The sequence below is a fragment of the Pseudomonas sp. YuFO8 genome (assembly GCF_035065025.1).
In the GTDB taxonomy this organism is placed as follows: domain Bacteria; phylum Pseudomonadota; class Gammaproteobacteria; order Pseudomonadales; family Pseudomonadaceae; genus Aquipseudomonas; species Aquipseudomonas putida_AE.
In genome coordinates this window covers 154,190-171,080 of sequence record NZ_JAXDEQ010000002.1, presented here as the reverse complement: position 1 = coordinate 171,080, position 16,891 = coordinate 154,190, and the positions used below count along the sequence as shown (strand labels likewise).

Sequence of the window (16,891 nt, the reverse complement as noted above, 5' to 3'; positions counted from 1 at the left end):
AGCCGCACCAGTCATATCTGCCTAATGGCGACCTACAACGAGTGGATGAATTAAAAGGTGTATCAAGCAGCCAGAAAGCTGTCGGATGAAGAACTCGCAGCGGACAGAAAAGCTTTCTTTGGTTCTATTCTCGGAACTCTGAGCGACCAAAAACTGCCCTTAATGAAAGCCCATCCACAGCCAAAAGCAGTCGTTCATAGGCACTCGCCTGTTACAGGTTATCCAGCATCAGGCTAGCGACATTGCCCGCAGACTCAATGGAAAACCGTGCCTCACTAGGTCTGACGCCATCAAGCCAAGGCCGACTATCCCTGGCCTCCCTGCTTATTTCGAGGTGCATTGAAAGGGCATCCCCATATTAATTTCCGGAAATAAACCCATACCTTTTTCGTTTCCGAGTGCGGGAGCCCTTCGCTTCAGGCCACAGTATTGTCCGATGGAATTAACAATTCGACACCCAGCTTACGGATGCCATCGGCCGCGGCAGGGGACAACACGTCATCGCTGAGTATGATGTCGAACTGCTCGAGCCCGGCGATCCTGTACATACTGAAGGTGCCGTATTTTGAACTGCTGGCCACCAGCACCACTTGCGAAGCCGATTGCATAGCGGCTTGCTTGACCTCCACCTTCAGGGCCAAAGATGCGGTGAGGCCGCGACGCAAATCCCATGAACTGGTGGATATGAATGCGACATCGGTGACGACCTGACGCAATGTGGCCACCGCTAGTCCGCCAACACACGATTGATTGGAGTGATCCAGTTGCCCACCGGTATGAATCACGGTGACATGGGGCGATTCGATCAGTGCCTGGACAATGCCGAAGTCGTTGGTCACCACGGTCACGCCGGACAGCGCCTTGATGTAGGGGACGATTTCCAGCGTGCTGGTGCCTGCATCCAGGTAAATCGTCATGTCGGCATGCAATAGCCGGGCGGCGAGCCTGGCCATGGCCTGCTTCTGCGGCAACTCGAACACTGCCTTGAGCTCATGGCTGGGTTCACTGTGGAGCTGACTGGCAATTCGTACCCCACCCGTTACCGAATAAGCACGACCTTCTTGCTCCAGCAGCGCGATGTCGCGGCGTATGGTCACGAACAGTCGAACATTTCCATCAATTGATGAACGCTAAGCACCTGATGCTTGCGCAACTGTCGCAGCATCAATTCACGACGCTGTTCAGGAATCATCGGTGCACCGCTTTCGGTGGCGATGTCCTTTGGGCTGGTCATTAGGGCTCCGAAGTGAAATTTGATTGAGCGAACAGAAAAAATCCCGAAAACATTTCTATTTCCGGGATTTTTTATTGGTTTGCAGCGGTGATGCTAGTTGTTCCTCACTTTCCCTTAGACACTAGCTGCCAGAGGGAACAAACCCAGTAGCAAGCAAGCGAGCAGGATCAGGAAGCTAAGCGCAAACGCCCATTTCATGGTGTATTTCTGGTGGTCGCTGAACTCCACACCAGCCAGACCGCAAAGCAAGTAGGTCGAAGCCACAAGAGGACTCAGAAGGTGAACAGGTTGACCTACCAGCGAGGCCCGGCCGATTTCAGCGTGGGTAATGCCATAAACTTCGGCAGCCTTGGCGAGCACTGGAAGCACACCATAGTAGAAGGCGTCATTGGACATGAAGAACGTGCCCGGGATACTCGCCAGCGCGGTGATCGGAGCCATGTACGGGCCCCAGGTTGCAGGAAGCATTGCCAGGAAGCTGGCGGACATCGCGTTGACCATGCCCGTCCCGGAGAGGATACCCGCCAGAATGCCGGCTGCCAGGAAGATCGCAATCTGGTTCAGGGCTGTTGGAGCGTGCGCGGAAATGCGACGACGCTGATCGTTCATGTGTGGGTAGTTGATCACCAATGCAACAGAGAACGCGACCATGAACAAAATGGAGAGTGGCAAGATTTCCACCACCAGGCCGGTCATCAAGGCAATCGTCAGGCCCGCGTTCAACCAAAACAGTTTTGGACGACGCAGTTCGGCATTTTCGTCTGACATCGATGGCAGACCTTCGTCAGTCTCATCGTCAAAAACTGTGGCAGCAGCACCCACTGACAAGCGCAGTCTTCCGAGACGTTGACGCTCACGAATACCGATGAAGTAAGCCAGCGCCAGAACACCGAGGAAGCCCACTACCATAACGGGAATAAGCGGGATGAAGAGCTCGGACGTATCGACCTGCAAGGAAGCTGCGGCACGTGCAAGTGGTCCGCCCCATGGCAATAGGTTTGTCACACTTGCCGCCAGAATGACCACGCATGTCAGCGACAAGGGTTCGAGCCTTAGTCGTTTGAAGAGAGGCAGCATCGCGGTGACGGTGATCATGTAGGTTGTCGAACCGTCTCCATCCAGCGACACCAAGCCTGCTAGCAGGGTCGCGAAAACGACGGCTTTCATCGGGTCGCCGTTGATCAGCTTGATGAACTTGCGAATGATCGGATCGAACAGACCAGTATCAAACATCACGCCGAAGTAGAGGATCGCGAACATCACCATGACCGCGGTCGGGGCTACCTTTTTCAGGCCGTCGATCATCATGTTGCCCATGTCCGGACCGAATCCCGCCATGAGCGCGAATACGATCGGAACTGTTGTCATCGCTACCAACGGCGACAACCGCTTGGTCATGATCAGTGCCATGAAGGTCACGATCATGCCGTAGCCGAGAATTGAGAGCATTTGTATCACCTTGACGTAAAGTACAATTGTTTTTATGGGATCTGCGCAAAAAAGCGCATCAAGGTTCCCGCTGTATTTTTGGTTTGATCCAGCGGGTTGCCGCTGAGTCTCACACGAGTATCAACTCATGTGAAGGCCACCATTAAGCGAGAAGTCAGCACCATTCGCATACCCAGCCTCGTCAGAGGCCAGCCAGGCGCATACCGCCGCGATCTCCTCGGGTGTTCCAAGGCGACGAGTCGGAATGTCCTGGATGATGCGATCCATCGCGTCCGCCGTGGTGACGGACTTGAGTTTGGCGGTGGCGATGTAGCCAGGAGATACGGTATTCACCGTGATCCCGCGGGAACCGACTTCTCGTGCCAGTGCGCGAGTGAAGCCTCGGATTGCCGACTTTGCAGTTGAGTAGTTGACCTGACCTACTTGGCCCAGTTGGGCGTTTACTGAAGAAATGTTGATCACTCGTCCCCAGCCTCGTTCAGCCATGCCATCGATAACCTGTTTGGTTACGTTGAACAGCGAGTTGAGGTTGGTATCGATGACCGTGGCCCAGTCATTGGGCTGCATGTCCTGAAAAACAACGTTCCGAGCGGTGCCGGCGTTGTTGATCAAAACGTCAACGGGGCCGACATTTTTCTTGATTTGATCGAAAGCCTTCCGGCAGGACTCCCAGTCAGCAACGCTGCCTTCAGAAGCGATGAAGTTAAAGCCAAGCTCCTTTTGTTGGGCGAGCCAGGTGTCCTTCAGAGGCGAGTCAGGGCCGCATCCTGCGACGACGGTGAATCCGTCACGTGCCAGTCGTTGGCAAACTGCGGTGCCCAGGTTTCCCATACCTGCAGTAACAAATGCGATCTTTTTGTTCATGCGCAAACTCCTGTTGTGTTTTTTGTTGGGAGCATTGATTGCAACCTTTGAAGGCTACTGGAGGCTAATAAACCCCAGTCGAAATTGTTTTGCAAGGTTACGGAGTACAATTTCGCCAAAAAGAAACAATTTCTTACCAGCGGTCATCTTCATGGGGATGCGGTTTCATGATCCTCCAGAGTTCTTCCAACCCATCGAGCGTCGAGGTGCGAGGGCGGTACTCGCAACCCACCCAGCCCTGATAGGCCCGGTCTTCCAGCATGGAGAGCAGTTTCGGGAAGTCGATGTTGCCTGTGCCTGGCTCGTTGCGGCCGGGAAAGTCCGCGACCTGAATGTGCCTCACCCGCGACCACCATTGATTGAGCTTACGCAGGCAATCCACGCCGAGAAGCTCGGTGTGGTAGGTGTCCAGGATCAGTCCAAGGTCGGGCAGTGCCTCGAGCATCTCTTCAGCGAAGTCGAAGTGGCTCATCAGGTAACCTGGGACTTCATCTGAGCTGATGACTTCAATCAACGGCTCGATGCCTTCTCCAGACAAGAACTCAACGGCGTACTTCAGATTGCGACGGTAAATGCCGCTATCGGCAATGACCCCAAGTTCTGCCTGCGACACCCCTGACATCAGGTGAACCATTCGGCAGTCGAGTGCACTGGCATATTCAACGGCCTTGGTTAGATCCAATCGAAATGCTTCTTTTGAACTGCAAATGCCGGTGTTGCCTTTGGTTGGGCCCGATGGCGCGGCGAATTGCACCATCTGGAGTTCATGCTCGCGGAGAAGCTCTGCGATTTGCGGCGCTTCGTGTTCATAGGGCGAGGGAAACTCGATGGCTCGAAAACCCGCGTTGGCCGCTGCCGAGAACCGCTCCAGAAAAGGCAATTCCGTAAACTGGAAGCCGATGTGCGCGTTCAACCTGGTCATAGGTGACTCCTCAAATCTTCGAATCTGCATCAGGCGTTCAGAAGGTTGCGCAGCTTCAATACGGCGCTGTCGGGTGTTGTCAGTACAGGCAGACCACTTGCTTGGCTGACTTCTTGTGCTGCACTGGTCATGGAAAATTGTGCAAAACACAGCAGCTCGCTATTGGTAGGGGGGCGTGCTGAATCGACGATAAGCGCGTCATGGCGCTCGGCATTCCCCTTGCGCAATTCGGCGAGTGCTGCTGGGCAGACAAGGGAATTGAGCTCAATATCGACACCCAGTTGTTGCGCATAGGCTTGAAATTCCTCGGTCATCGATGCAATGGCCGGCTGGAAAGTCGCAAGTATGGTGATTTTTCCGGTGCGTTGAATGGCCTCCTCGATCATGGCTTCGTTCGGTTTAAGTACCGGAATGCTCAGCGAGCGCTTGCACAAATCGATCGCGTCACCGAATGCCGAGCACGTAAACAAGATCGCATCAGCACCGGACTCTGCGGCGTAGGTAGCGAGTTTCAAGAACCGCTGGCTCAATGCCGAAGTCAGTTCACCGGCCTCGGCCAAATCGCTGGAAAGCGAATCCTCCAATAAATTGGCCAGCCTGGCCTCAGGCCAAAGCCGAGTGAATGCTTCAGTAATGGGTGCGATTGCTACTGGTGTTGCATGGATCAAATAGATGCGTGGTGCGCTCATGACGGATTCCTGGATTGCTGTAGGTCAAGTTGGTGTACGGTGAAGTCCTGAAGTGTCACTGGCGTGTTGATGTGCATCAGGTGTGTTATTTTTCTTTAAAGCTTGGTTTTGGATGTAACGCTCCATCCTAGGCAATGCATTGATGTCATCCTCCTCTGATTACCGGTTTCCATGAACTCAGCAGAATCGACTCTTCAACAACCCTTGGTGGGCGAACCAGCCAAAATGAAGCCCAAGATAAAGAAAGACCTTGCAGAGCAGTTGGCACCCAAGATCATCGACATGGCCAGAGCCCGGTCGATGCGCGCTGGTGATCCTTTGCGCGAGGAGTCTTTTGCCAAGGAGTTGGGAGTTTCCCGATCTCCGATTCGACGAGGTTTCGCGTTGTTGGCCGAATTGGGTCTGGCGACCAAGGAGCCGAACCGAGGTTATTTCCTGACAGCTGACGCGCGAGGAATCGACAGTCGCAAGCTCCCTCTGGAAGTTGATCCCTTTGAAGACTTCTATTTGCGCGTTGTCGACGACGTCCTGCGTGGTGACATTCCCACGACTTTTTTTGAAGCCGAGTTGATGCGCAAATATGAGGTGCCGAGAGGACAGCTCATGAAGGTTCTGACCCGGCTGGCCAATGAAGCAATGATTGAGCGCAAGCCAGGGCAGGGGTGGGAGATCAACAGTTTTCTGCATGACTCCAAAGCCCATATTCAGAGCTACCGTTTTCGCATGGCAATCGAACCGGCCGCCGTTTTGGAACCGGGTTACGAGGTGGATAAGCCAGCGTTTGCCAAAGCGCGGGAAATCCAGCAGCAACTGCTCGATGGCGACATTTTCACCTTGTCGCGATCGCAGCTGTTTCAGATCGGTTCGCAGCTTCATGAGCTGGTGGTGCGCTGCTCGGGCAACGCTTTCTTTCTTGAGGCTATCCGCCGCCAGAACCAATTGCGTCGGTTCATGGCCTACAAGGCCAACGTGGATCGGCCTCGCCTGATCAACCAATGTAAAGAACACATCCATCTTCTTGATCTCATCGAAAGTGGACAGCGAGAGGAGGCGGCGGAATTTCTACGCAACCACCTTGATGTGGTCGGGCGGCAAAAAACAGACAAAGAGGCCAAGGATGAGCTGGAGTACCAGCGCAGCCTTGAAATATCGGTTGTCAGCTAGCGCTCAGCTCGTTTAACAGCACCACGCCATCGTCATCGCCGAACAGTTGGTCGCCATCGGCGATGGTGTGCCCGGCGAATTCCACCGATATGCCAATCTGCCCTTCGTTTCGTTTGACGGTCTTTCGCGGTGATGTGCCCAGTGCCTTGATGGCGATCGGCATATCGCGCAGCGCCGCTTTGTCGCGGATGTAACCGTAAATCAACACACCGGCCCAGCCGTTCTTGACCAGATCCTCAGCTATCACATCGCCAAACAGCGCGTAGCGGTCACTGCCACCTCCGTCCACCACCAACACCCGGCCGTGTCCCGGCAGACTGCTTATTTCCTTGATCCGGGAATTGTCCTCGAAACATTTGAGGGTGAAGGCGCGTCCCTCGAAATCATTTTTGCCGCCAAAGTCCTGAAAAATCGGGGCCAGTACGCGAATTGAGTCTGGGTATTGATCGCAAAGATCGGAGGTTTTAACTGTCATGCAGGATCTCCTGGGAAAGTGAAATGGGTGACCGTTGAGCGTAAAGGTTGCACAAACTGAATATTCATGCAATAAAATGCAATCTGTCGAGGGCGATAGCTCTACTGCTCCCCACAACGTCTCAGGACGAACGGGAGCAAAAGGTTAAGGACTTCGTCTCGCCAATATTGTACTTTGTATTTACGATGTACAGAAATGGGGTCGGTTCATCACGCACTGGCTTCGAAAAAATTCAGCTCAAACAATAAGTAAGGGGTATGCGATGCGTATTTTGGTTCTTCCTGGTGACGGTATTGGTCCAGAAATCGTTGAATCTTCGATGTCGGTGCTCAAGGCTGCCAACACAAAATTCGATCTGGGCTTGAGCTTCGATTACGACGATGTCGGTTTCACAAGCCTGGATAAATACGGCACCACCTTGCGTGATGAAGTGCTGGAGAAGGCCAAAGGCTACGACGGCATCATCCTCGGCACCCAGTCGCACGCCGACTATCCAGTGCCTGAAAAAGGCGGTCGCAACGTTTCTGCCGGCTTCCGTATTGGCCTGGATCTCTACGCCAACGTACGTCCTGCTCGTACTCGTCCATTCCTGACTTCCAACATGAAGGAAGGCAAGACGATGGACCTGGTGATCATGCGTGAAGCGACTGAGGGCTTTTATCCAGATCGCAACATGAGCCGTGGTTGGGGCGAAGTGATGCCGACTCCGGATATGGCTTTATCCACTCGTAAAATCACTCGTCATTGCAGCGAACGTATCGCCCGCCGTGCATTCGAGCTGGCTATGAAGCGTGGCAAGAAGGTCACCGCCATTCACAAGGCCAACAGCTTCCACATGACCGACGGGCTGTTTCTGGAATGCGTTCGCGATGTAGCGAAGGACTTCCCGGAGGTCGCGCTGGACGATCTGCTGGTCGATGCCTCCACTGCCCACCTGGTACGTAGCCCTGAGCGCTTCGACGTTCTTGTCGCGACCAACTTCTACGGCGACATCATCAGCGACCTTGCCAGTGAACTGTCGGGCAGCCTGGGTCTGGCCGGTTCCATGATGGCCAGCGACACTCATTGCTGCGCCCAGGCCCAGCACGGCTCTGCGCCGGATATCGCCGGTCAGGACAAGGCCAACCCGGTTTCGATGATTCTGTCCGTTGGCATGCTGCTGCAGTGGATGGGCGAGCACCACAACAAAGAAGCGCTGATCAAGGCCGGCCTGGAAATGGAAAAGGCAGTGGATGTTGTGCTGCAGGATCCTAAGCAGCGCACGCCTGATCTGGGCGGCTCCAGCGGTACCAAATCGTTCGGCGAAGCTGTAGCCAAAGCCATTCTGGGCTGATTGAAACGGGCGGCATGCCAGGCATGCCGCCCGTTGTCTGGAATGTTGCGGATCTATAACAAGAAATCGCCTGTTCTCCTTTTAGATATCCAAAGGAGGAGGGCACGAGGAGACCACAGTGAGTCAATTACTACTCGGTTGCATCGCTGATGACTTCACCGGCGGTACGGATTTGGCAAGTACGCTGGTACGTGGCGGCATGCGCACGCTACAAGTGATCGGTGTGCCGCAAGGGCCCTTGCCTGATGATATCGATGCTGTCGTCATTGCCCTGAAAAGCCGTACCGTCAGCCCGGAAGAAGCCGTTACCCAATCGCTCGAAGCGCTGGAATGGTTGCGTGCGGCAGGCTGCCAACAGTTTTTTTTCAAATATTGCTCGACGTTTGACTCGACCTCTCGCGGAAACATCGGCCCTGTCGCCGATGCACTTGCTGAAGCATTGAACGTCTCGTTCGCTGTGGCGTGTCCTGCATTCCCGGAGAACAAACGGACGATTTTTAACGGTCATTTGTTCGTCGGCGATGTGCTGTTGAGCGAATCCGGCATGCGTAATCATCCATTGACGCCAATGACCGATTCCAATCTGGTTCGGGTGCTGCAGCAGCAGACGCTCAAACCGGTAGGTCTTGTTGCACATTCGGTCGTCAACAAGGGCGCGCAAGCCATTTCCACGGCTTTCAATAGCCTCATTGCCCAAGGTCGAGGTTATGCCATTGTCGATGCGATCGATGATGAAGATTTGTATGCGATAGGCACTGCCGTGGCGGACCATAAACTGGTTACCGGCGGTTCTGGCGTTGCGCTGGGTCTACCTGAAAACTTCCGTCGTGCAGGCAAGCTCGGTCAGTCCGAAACGGCATCGGTACTGCCTGTCATCGAGGGCTTGGGCGCCGTTGTTTCCGGCAGTTGTTCGGTAGCGACGAATGGTCAGGTCGAGCACTGGCAGAAAACCCGTCCGAGCTTTTCCATTGATCCGCTGCGTCTTGCCAATGGTCATGATCAGGTTGCTGAAGCACTTGAATGGGCAAAGGATCTGATTCAAAAGGGTCCCGTCCTGATCTACGGAAGCGCACATCCAGAGACGGTCAAGCTTGCTCAGCAAAAGCTCGGCGTTGAGGCTGCTGGGCAGATCGTTGAAGACGCATTGTCCGCCGTTGCTGTCGGCCTCTACGGCATGGGTGTTCGCAAGCTGGTGGTTGCCGGCGGCGAGACATCGGGTGCGGTAGTCAAGGCACTGCAAGTCAAGGCTCTACGAATTGGTGCGACCATCGATCCTGGTGTGCCCTGGACACTCGGCTTGCGCGACGACCCGGTTGCCCTGGCGCTGAAATCCGGCAATTTTGGCACCGTAGACTTCTTCGAGAAGGCATTGGCCAATGCGCCATGATCTGCTCAGCCTGGAAATCTTCATGGCTGTGGCGGAGCAGCGAAACCTGACCAAGGCGTCGCAGCTCTGCCACTTGGCGACCTCCGCAGTCAGTAAGCGGATCAGCGAGCTAGAAGAGAAGGTGGGTTCTCCCTTGTTCATTCGCTACCCGCGCGGAATGGAGCTGACGCCTGCGGGGCAGTCGCTGCGCCATTACGCGTTGCAGGTGAACGAAACTCTTCAGAAGATGGACCAGGAGTTGAGTGAGTATGGTGCTGGAATCAAGGGCCATATTCGATTACACGCCATTACATCGGCGTTGGCCCAACAGTTGAGTCTGGATATCGGCACATTTATGGAAACCTACCCCGATATCAAGTTCGATATCGAGGAGCGCGTCGGTGCGGCAATCGTACGAGCGGTGTCGGACGGTCGTGCGGATGTCGGCATCATTGCCGAACAAACACCTTCACAAGGGTTGGAGTCCGTTCCCTATCGCGTGGATGAGTTGGTGATTGCGGTTCCAGAACGGCATCCATTGGCGGCGCAGACGCAAGCCAGTTTCGAGCAAGCGCTGATCTTCGAATTCATTGGTCCTCATCTGGAGAGCTCGGTGCATTTGCTCCTGAGTGAACAAGCCGAATTGTTAGGTAAACCAATCAGGCAGCGGGTTCGCGTTTCCAGCTTTGAATGCATGTGCCGGATGGTTTCGACCAATCTGGGCATATGCATTTTGCCTCGCGATGTTCTGCGGCCCTACCTGCGTTCCTTCCATTTGCAGGCTGTCACGTTGGCCGAGCCATGGGCCAAGCGTCAGTTGAATATTGTTGCTCGACGATTCGAAGCGCTCCCTCCTACCGCTCGCGCGTTCGTCGCACACTTGACCGCGTGACAGGTGCCATCCAAGTACCTGTTCGCCTTTTGAGATGACTTCATGTTCATTTACGTAGGCTGTCGTACCACTCGTGAAAGGAATGCCCGTGGCAACGGGATCAACGTCTACAGCGTCGACTCAAAGACTGGGCGCCTGTCTCATGTGCAACTGGTTGATGGATTGGTAAACCCATCATTTCTTGCGATCAGTAAACAGGAGGATTTCCTGTACTGCGTCCATGGTGATACGGATCAGGCCAGCGCATTTAGCATCGGCACCAATGGCACGCTGCGCTATCTCAATAGCCAAAGCACCCATGGCCACAATCCCGCACATTTGGCGATTTCACCGGACGGCACCTTCCTGGTGGTGAGCAACCATTACAGTGGTTCTGTTGTTGTCTTACCGATTCTCGATTCGGGAGAGCTCGGCGAGCTCTGCGATCAAGTGATGACGCAAGGGCCTATCGGACCCCATCGAATTGAACAAAAAGGCCCGAAACCGCATTTCAATCCATTCGACCACAGTGGAAAGCTAGTGGTCGTGCCGGATAAAGGTCTCGATCGGATCTTCACTTATCGATTCGACTCGCAATCGGGCAAGTTGCTGCCGACAGCTTGTCCATCGGTTGCTACTCGCAAAGGTGCAGGACCACGGCATGTGGCGTTTCATCCGGGATTGCCCGTTGTCTACTCGGTCAATGAGCTCGATTCGACCGTCGCAACCTATCGCTTCAACAGCGAAAGTGGTGAGCTTCAGCCGCAGCAGGTGCTCTCTGCGCTGCCGGATTCTTTCACCGGCGACAGCACGGCTGCAGAGATCGAAGTCGATAAGGCCGGGCGCTTCCTCTACGCCTCCAACCGGGGAAGCGACAGCATTGCGCGCTTCAGCATTGATCCCCAATCGGGCTGGCTGACATTCGAATCAGCGACGCCAACGCAAGGCCTCACTCCTCGATTTTTCGCTTTGTCGCCCGACGGCAGATGCATGTATGTGGCCAACGAGGACAGCGACACGATCGTGGTTTTCAGTGTTGACCCAACGACTGGCAGCTTGACCCCAACGGGTGAGGTGATTGAGACAGGGAGTCCAGTGTGCATGGTCTTTGGTGGCGCCAACGTATGAGAGCGTTTTTCACCTCAATGGGATTGTGGTGGGCGACACCGCTGGTTGGAGTGACCGGCGCACTGATTGCCAGTTACCTGAACTGGCCTTTGCCCTGGATCATTGGATCGATGTTGGCGGTTATTCTGGTGCGTTGCCTCGGCTGGCGGGTAGGGGAGATCCCCAATGGTCGATTGACCGGGCAATGGATGATTGCGACATCCATCGGCCTGCATTTCACACCCGCGGTGCTGGAGCAGATCCTGGGGCATTTCGCGATGATGCTGTTCGCGGCATTTCTGACCTTGTTGCTTGCCTTGCTCGGCATAGAGTTCATGCGGCGTCGAGGCATGGATCTGACGACTGCCTTTTTCGCCTTCATGCCTGCGAACTTTGCAGAGATGATTCAATCGGGGATCAGGCATAAGGCCAACGTCAGTCAGATCGCTGCAGCTCACAGTGTACGGCTCGTGCTGATTGTTCTTTGTGTTCCGCCCGCGATTTTTTTCACCTCGAAAATCTCTCCATCGGTGGCTCATGCCCGATTGCCCAGTGATTGGTATTGGCTGCTGCCATTGTTGCTCGGCGGAGCGCTGACGGCGATTATCTGGAAACGGTACAAGTTGCCGAACCCTTGGATGTTCGGCCCGATGGCGCTGTGTGCGCTATTCACTGCCAGCTTCAATCTGCAGACGGCATTACCCGTTGAGCTGAGCCATTACGGTCAGCTCATGATCGGTTGTGCGCTCGGAGGCTACTTTGATCGCCAGTTCTTCAAGGCCTCACCGACATTCCTGATCAAGGTTTCGGTGTTCACCTTGAGCATGATTGTATGCACCTTGTTGCTGGCACTTGGGATCGGATATCTGCTGGGCTTTCCTTTGATGACGCTGGCACTGGGCATGATGCCGGGCAGCAGTACGGAAATGTACCTGACGGCCGAAGCCTTGAACCTGGGCGTTGGCATCGTTACGGCAATGCAGATCATGCGTTTGATAGTGGTGATGCTCTGCGCTGAGCCGGTGCATAAAATCTGGTTGAAACGCCTTCGCCGCTGAGCAGGCAAGTGCGTTTCAACCCCTCATCGCAGCGGCCTCAATTGACTTGAAGCGGGGCAACCGTGACGTCACTTTGGCCGCTTGCGGCAAGTGCCTTGCTAACGAAGCCGTTGGCTTTCTGTTCTTCCAGGAATGCTCTGACGTACGCCGCACCCGCGGCGCATCGCACTGGAACGCCCATTGCCTGGCGAATTGATGTGAAGTAGCCGTCCAGTACGCGCAATTCCTTGTTGGCCTCGGCGACCTTGAGCAGCGGTTGACGCACACCCGCCGCCGCATCCAGGTTCTCATCGAGAAACAGGTCCACAGCTCCGGCAGAGGTTGGTGCGCGAACCAGGGTTGCGTGCTGTTGAGTCCGGCTCAGGTACAGGTCATAAGCTGCACCCTTACCCACGGCGATCCGCACGCCGGGCTGATCCAGATCTTCCATCTTGCGGAATGGAGAGCTGTCCTTGACCAGATAGGTACCTTCGATAATCACGTAAGGTTCACTGAAGGCGACTTGAGCTTCACGCACAGGTTCGATGGCCAGGAATGCAATGTTCCATTGATTTTGCGCCAAAGCCTCGAACACCTTACCTGCAGCATCGTAGGTGATGAGCTCGACAGGAACGCCCAAGTGCTTGCCCAGTTCCACCGCCAGGCTGACAGATACACCTTGAGGTTGGCCCGTTTCGGCATTGCGCTGTGCAAGCACCGGGTTGCCGAAGTTGATGGCTGCTCTGAGCACGCCGGTCGGTGCAAGATCTTCAAGAACTTTTGCGGTAGGGGCGAGCATAAATGGTCTCCATGGAAATTGTCGTCGGCCCTGAGAGTAGGGAAGTGAGCAAGACCTGACAATTTCAGACTCATCAAGGCTGCGTTCTCCGTGGGCGAACGATGACTTGCTCATTGTTCAATTTTCCCCGGCTCGGCCTTTGGTTACGCTGGATTCAACTGAACGACCATATAGAGTCGTTTGCGCACGCACTCAACCGGTGAACGATAAGCCCATGATTTCAACCATCGACGCACGTCATCAAAGTCATCTTCAAGTGGGCGACACCCGTTACGCCTACGTGGATCTGCGCAAGATACTCACCCCGGACGAGCTCATTGGCTTGCCCTATTCAATCCGTATATTGCTGGAGAATGTGGCTCGGTGTTCACCAGCGTCGCTGGACAACTTCATCGCATGCATACGCCAAGGGGCGCCGGCCTGCGAAGTGCCGTTTTATCCTAACCGGCTGATGTTCCACGACACGACATGCCTGCCGGCGCTTGCTGACTTTGCCGGTATGCGCGACATGGTGGCGGAAATGGGTGGCGCACCGGAAACCATGAACCCGATGATTCCTGCTGTGCTGGTCATTGACCATTCGGTGATCGTCGAGCGCTACGCTGAAGCGGACGCGGTGGAGAAGAACCTGGACATCGACTACCGCCGCAACTCCGAACGCTACGAATTCATCAAGTGGGCACAGAAGAGCCTGACGAATTTCAAGGTGGTTCCGCCCGGTACCGGGATCATTCACCAGGTCAACATGGAGTCGCTGGCGACCGTGGTTTGGGAAAGCCAGACCGCCGATGGCCAGCCACTGCTGCATCCTGACGATATCGTAGCGACCGACAGCCACACGCCGATGATCAACGCCATCGGCGTTCTGGGCTGGGGTGTAGGTGGGCTGGAGGGACAGGCTGCCATGCTCGGTGAGCCGGTGCCGATCAGTTTTCCTGAAGTCGTCGGCATTCGTTTGAGCAATGAACTGCGGCCCGGTGTGACGGCCACCGATCTGGCATTGCGCATCACGCAAATATTGCGTGCGAAGCGCGTAGTGGGCAAGTTCGTTGAGTTCTGCGGCCCTGGCCTGTCGAAGCTCAGTTGGGCGGCGCGAGGCACGCTGTCGAACATGGCCCCTGAGTATGGCGCCACGGTAGTGTTCTTCCCGTTCGACGATAGCACGATGGAGTACATGCACCTGACCGGTCGCAGCGAAGACACCATTGCGCGTATTGAAACTTACCTCGAAGCACAGGGCCTGTGGCGCCACGACTCACTGCCCGACCCGCATTTCGATGACCTGATCGAGCTGGATCTCGCGGCCATCGAGCCAAGTGTTGCCGGGCCTCATCAGCCGCATCAGTGGCGCAAACTGGCTGATGCCGCGCCGTCCTTCCGCCAGGAAATTCTGGGTGAGCGGGAGGGTGTGATAGCGCGCTCTTCGGATGCTGAAGCGGAATACTTCGAGCCTACGTTTGGCCAGGCCCTGACCCATGGCGCCATCTCCCTGGCGGCAATTACCAGTTGCACCAACACTGCAAACCCGAGCCAGATGATCCAGGCGGGATTGCTGGCCCGTAACGCTCAGCGTCGCGGTTTGCGTAGTAAACCCTGGGTCAAGACATCTCTGTCGCCCGGCTCGCGCGTAGTCGCGGACTACCTGGAAAAGGCCGATCTGCTGAGCGACTTCTCGGCCCTGGGGTTCGACCTCGCCGGGTTTGGCTGCATGACCTGCATCGGCAACTCCGGCAGTCTTGAAGAACACATGGAGCGCTTCTCGGACCAGGGCCTCAAAACCGTGGTGGTGCTGTCGGGCAATCGCAACTTCGAGGGGCGGGTCAATCCTCGCGTACAGGTCGGCTACCTGGCCTCGCCGGCGCTGGTCATGGCTTATGCCTTGGCAGGCACCATCAATATGGATATCCAGACTGAGCCGTTAGGACAGGATGCGGCAGGCAACGATGTGTACCTGCATGAACTGATGCCCAGTGAAGAGCAGATTCAGGCACTGGTCAGCCAGACCGTCCGCCCGGATTTGTTCCGCCAGCGTAACGCGATGCTGTGGGATGGCACTCATCACTGGCAGGCACTGTCAGCGAGTGGCAGTGTGCAGTTTCCTTGGGCGTCGAATTCGACTTACCTGCGCCGCCCCATTTACCTGCAAAACGTCAAAGCCGAAGCTTCACCCGAGTTGTCGATTCATAGTGCAAGAACTTTGATGGTGCTGGGCGACAATGTCACCACTGACCACATTTCACCGGCCAGTGCGATTCCACTCGAAAGCCAGGCTGGACAGTGGTTGATCGAGCGCGGCGAAAACCCGAACGATCTCAATCAATACTCGACCCGCCGCAGCAACCACGAAGTGATGATGCGCGGTGCATTCGTGAATCGAGCAGTGAAGAATCGGCTATTGGAGCAACAGCCGGGAGAGGGTGGTTTTGCAACGGCTTTTGACGGTTCGATCCAGCGCGTTTACGACGCAGCTCTGAGCTACGTTGCCAAGGACGTGCCGCTGGTGATCTTCGCCGGGTTCAACTATGGAGCGGGCTCCAGTCGTGACTGGGCAGCCAAGGCGCAAGCCACCTTGGGGGTCAAGGCTGTCGTCGCGCAGAGTTTTGAGCGTATCCATCGTAGCAATCTGATCGGCATGGGCATCTTGCCCATTACCTTCTCGGCAGGCGTCGACGTGACGAACTTGCAGTTAAAGGGAGATGAGACGCTGGACTTCAAAGGTCTGGAGACAATGCAGGTGGGGGCAAACCCGCTTTGCCTGGTGATCAATCGCGCGGACGGAAGTCAGACCTCGCTGCCGTTGATTCTGCAGCTGGATTCGCAACAGGAAATTCTCTACTTGAAGGAGGGCGGTATCCTGCCGTATGTCGTGCGCAAGGTCGTTTCGCAGGTGAGCAACTGATAGGGAGGCAGGAAGTGCATCGCGGGATGCCGCCTTCGAAGCGGCTAAAAACCAAGCGCGCAGACTGTGAGAGGGCCATGAGGACTGTAAAACCACGGCAGATTTTTCTTGCTGCCGTGCATAGCCATCGGAACACATTTCCGGGTCGAAATAGCGAAATCTTGAGCTGCCTTCGGCCTAAAGCTGTCATCGGCTCACCATCGGTTAACTCTGCATCTGGACTAGGTGCTTTCCGCTCGTCGAGTCCCGTGACGGGAGATTGATAAGATGGCTATATGCCGCTAAAACACAAGAATTAGGAATAAAACACTATAGGTGAGGAGATGGTATTGAGATTTGTTGTCATACCAGCAACCCCTAAAGAGACAGAATCGGCAAGGTGTGGTGTGCGCTTTTATTCGCGCACGGAGCCGTCTGGATTCGACATTTATGACAACAAGGAAAAGTCCCGTCTACCCCTTCATTTTCCAACGCGAGAGGAGGCAGAAGCGGCGTGTGAATTGAAGAACGCTGAGCAGCTGTTTAACTCTATATATTGAACGCGATCAATCGTAGCGGCGGCGGATCATTCTGCCTTTTCTACTGGTAGCAACGGGTCAGTTTCAACTAGTTGTGATAGGCAGCAAATGGCCAAAAGCGGTCGCCGGATTTTATGGGCGCCAGATCGCGAATTTTCCATCAG

The 16,891-nt window shown here is 55.2% G+C and carries 13 protein-coding genes and 2 pseudogenes; 8 read left to right on the top strand and 7 right to left on the bottom strand.

The features are described from left to right. Positions 1-24 precede the first annotated feature (24 nt). Positions 25-144 (top strand): annotated as a pseudogene (locus SOP95_RS02560) (DinB family protein); the annotation flags it as partial. Positions 145-416: 272 nt separating this feature from the next. Here SOP95_RS02560 and SOP95_RS02555 read toward each other — a convergent pair. From SOP95_RS02555 to SOP95_RS02535, 5 genes and pseudogenes are all read right to left on the bottom strand, one after another. Continuing rightward, positions 417-1,234 (bottom strand): annotated as a pseudogene (locus SOP95_RS02555) (DeoR/GlpR family DNA-binding transcription regulator). Between the two features lie 114 nt (positions 1,235-1,348). Further along, the gene (locus SOP95_RS02550; protein ID WP_442967714.1) at positions 1,349-2,683 is read right to left on the bottom strand and encodes a CitMHS family transporter; all 1,335 of its coding nucleotides are present in this window, start codon (positions 2,681-2,683) and stop codon (positions 1,349-1,351) included. Between the two features lie 120 nt (positions 2,684-2,803). Next, positions 2,804-3,547 carry an acetoacetyl-CoA reductase gene (gene phbB, locus SOP95_RS02545; RefSeq protein ID WP_323605906.1) on the bottom strand — a complete coding sequence of 248 codons (744 nt, stop codon included), beginning with the start codon at positions 3,545-3,547 and terminating at the stop codon, positions 2,804-2,806. Positions 3,548-3,680: 133 nt separating this feature from the next. Next, positions 3,681-4,469 (bottom strand): hydroxypyruvate isomerase family protein, encoded by a 789-nt coding sequence (locus SOP95_RS02540; protein WP_323605904.1) that lies wholly within the window; start codon positions 4,467-4,469, stop codon positions 3,681-3,683. Between the two features lie 29 nt (positions 4,470-4,498). Then, on the bottom strand, positions 4,499-5,158 hold the full coding sequence (locus SOP95_RS02535; RefSeq protein ID WP_323605903.1) for an aspartate/glutamate racemase family protein: 660 nt from the start codon (positions 5,156-5,158) through the stop codon (positions 4,499-4,501). A 225-nt stretch (positions 5,159-5,383) separates the two neighbouring features. Between SOP95_RS02535 and SOP95_RS02530 the strand changes: the two genes are divergently transcribed. Beyond that, on the top strand, positions 5,384-6,322 hold the full coding sequence (locus SOP95_RS02530; RefSeq protein WP_007948269.1) for a GntR family transcriptional regulator: 939 nt from the start codon (positions 5,384-5,386) through the stop codon (positions 6,320-6,322). On the opposite strand, the gene rraA is transcribed toward SOP95_RS02530, so the two are convergent. Beyond that, positions 6,315-6,797 (bottom strand): ribonuclease E activity regulator RraA, encoded by a 483-nt coding sequence (rraA, locus tag SOP95_RS02525; protein ID WP_323605902.1) that lies wholly within the window; start codon positions 6,795-6,797, stop codon positions 6,315-6,317. The two genes, SOP95_RS02530 and rraA, sit on opposite strands and share 8 nt — an antisense overlap. Before the next feature lie 262 nt (positions 6,798-7,059). On the opposite strand from rraA, the gene SOP95_RS02520 reads away from it, so the two are divergent. The 5 genes from SOP95_RS02520 to SOP95_RS02500 all read left to right on the top strand — a co-directional run bounded on the left by SOP95_RS02520 (position 7,060) and on the right by SOP95_RS02500 (position 12,532). Beyond that, entirely contained in the window at positions 7,060-8,130 is a 1,071-nt protein-coding gene (locus SOP95_RS02520; protein ID WP_323605901.1) for an isocitrate/isopropylmalate dehydrogenase family protein, read from the top strand. 118 nt (positions 8,131-8,248) lie between these two features. Further along, positions 8,249-9,517 carry a 3-oxo-tetronate kinase gene (gene otnK, locus SOP95_RS02515; protein ID WP_323605899.1) on the top strand — a complete coding sequence of 423 codons (1,269 nt, stop codon included), beginning with the start codon at positions 8,249-8,251 and terminating at the stop codon, positions 9,515-9,517. Further along, the gene (locus tag SOP95_RS02510; protein WP_323605898.1) at positions 9,507-10,388 is read left to right on the top strand and encodes a LysR substrate-binding domain-containing protein; all 882 of its coding nucleotides are present in this window, start codon (positions 9,507-9,509) and stop codon (positions 10,386-10,388) included. The genes otnK and SOP95_RS02510 overlap by 11 nt, the downstream gene beginning before the upstream one ends. 42 nt (positions 10,389-10,430) lie before the next feature. After that, complete coding sequence (locus tag SOP95_RS02505; RefSeq protein ID WP_323605897.1) at positions 10,431-11,495, top strand: lactonase family protein; 1,065 nt, start codon at positions 10,431-10,433, stop codon at positions 11,493-11,495. Further along, a complete protein-coding gene (locus tag SOP95_RS02500; protein WP_323605895.1) occupies positions 11,492-12,532 on the top strand; it encodes an AbrB family transcriptional regulator in 1,041 nt (346 codons plus the stop codon). The genes SOP95_RS02505 and SOP95_RS02500 overlap by 4 nt, the downstream gene beginning before the upstream one ends. A gap of 37 nt (positions 12,533-12,569) precedes the next feature. Here SOP95_RS02500 and SOP95_RS02495 read toward each other — a convergent pair whose 3' ends face one another. Next, entirely contained in the window at positions 12,570-13,310 is a 741-nt protein-coding gene (locus SOP95_RS02495) for an ABC transporter substrate-binding protein (RefSeq protein WP_323605893.1), read from the bottom strand. A 214-nt stretch (positions 13,311-13,524) separates the two neighbouring features. Between SOP95_RS02495 and acnA the strand changes: the two genes are divergently transcribed. Further along, positions 13,525-16,209: an aconitate hydratase AcnA gene (acnA, locus tag SOP95_RS02490; protein WP_323605892.1), complete on the top strand. Its 2,685-nt coding sequence runs from the start codon at positions 13,525-13,527 to the stop codon at positions 16,207-16,209. Positions 16,210-16,891: the final 682 nt, after the last annotated feature.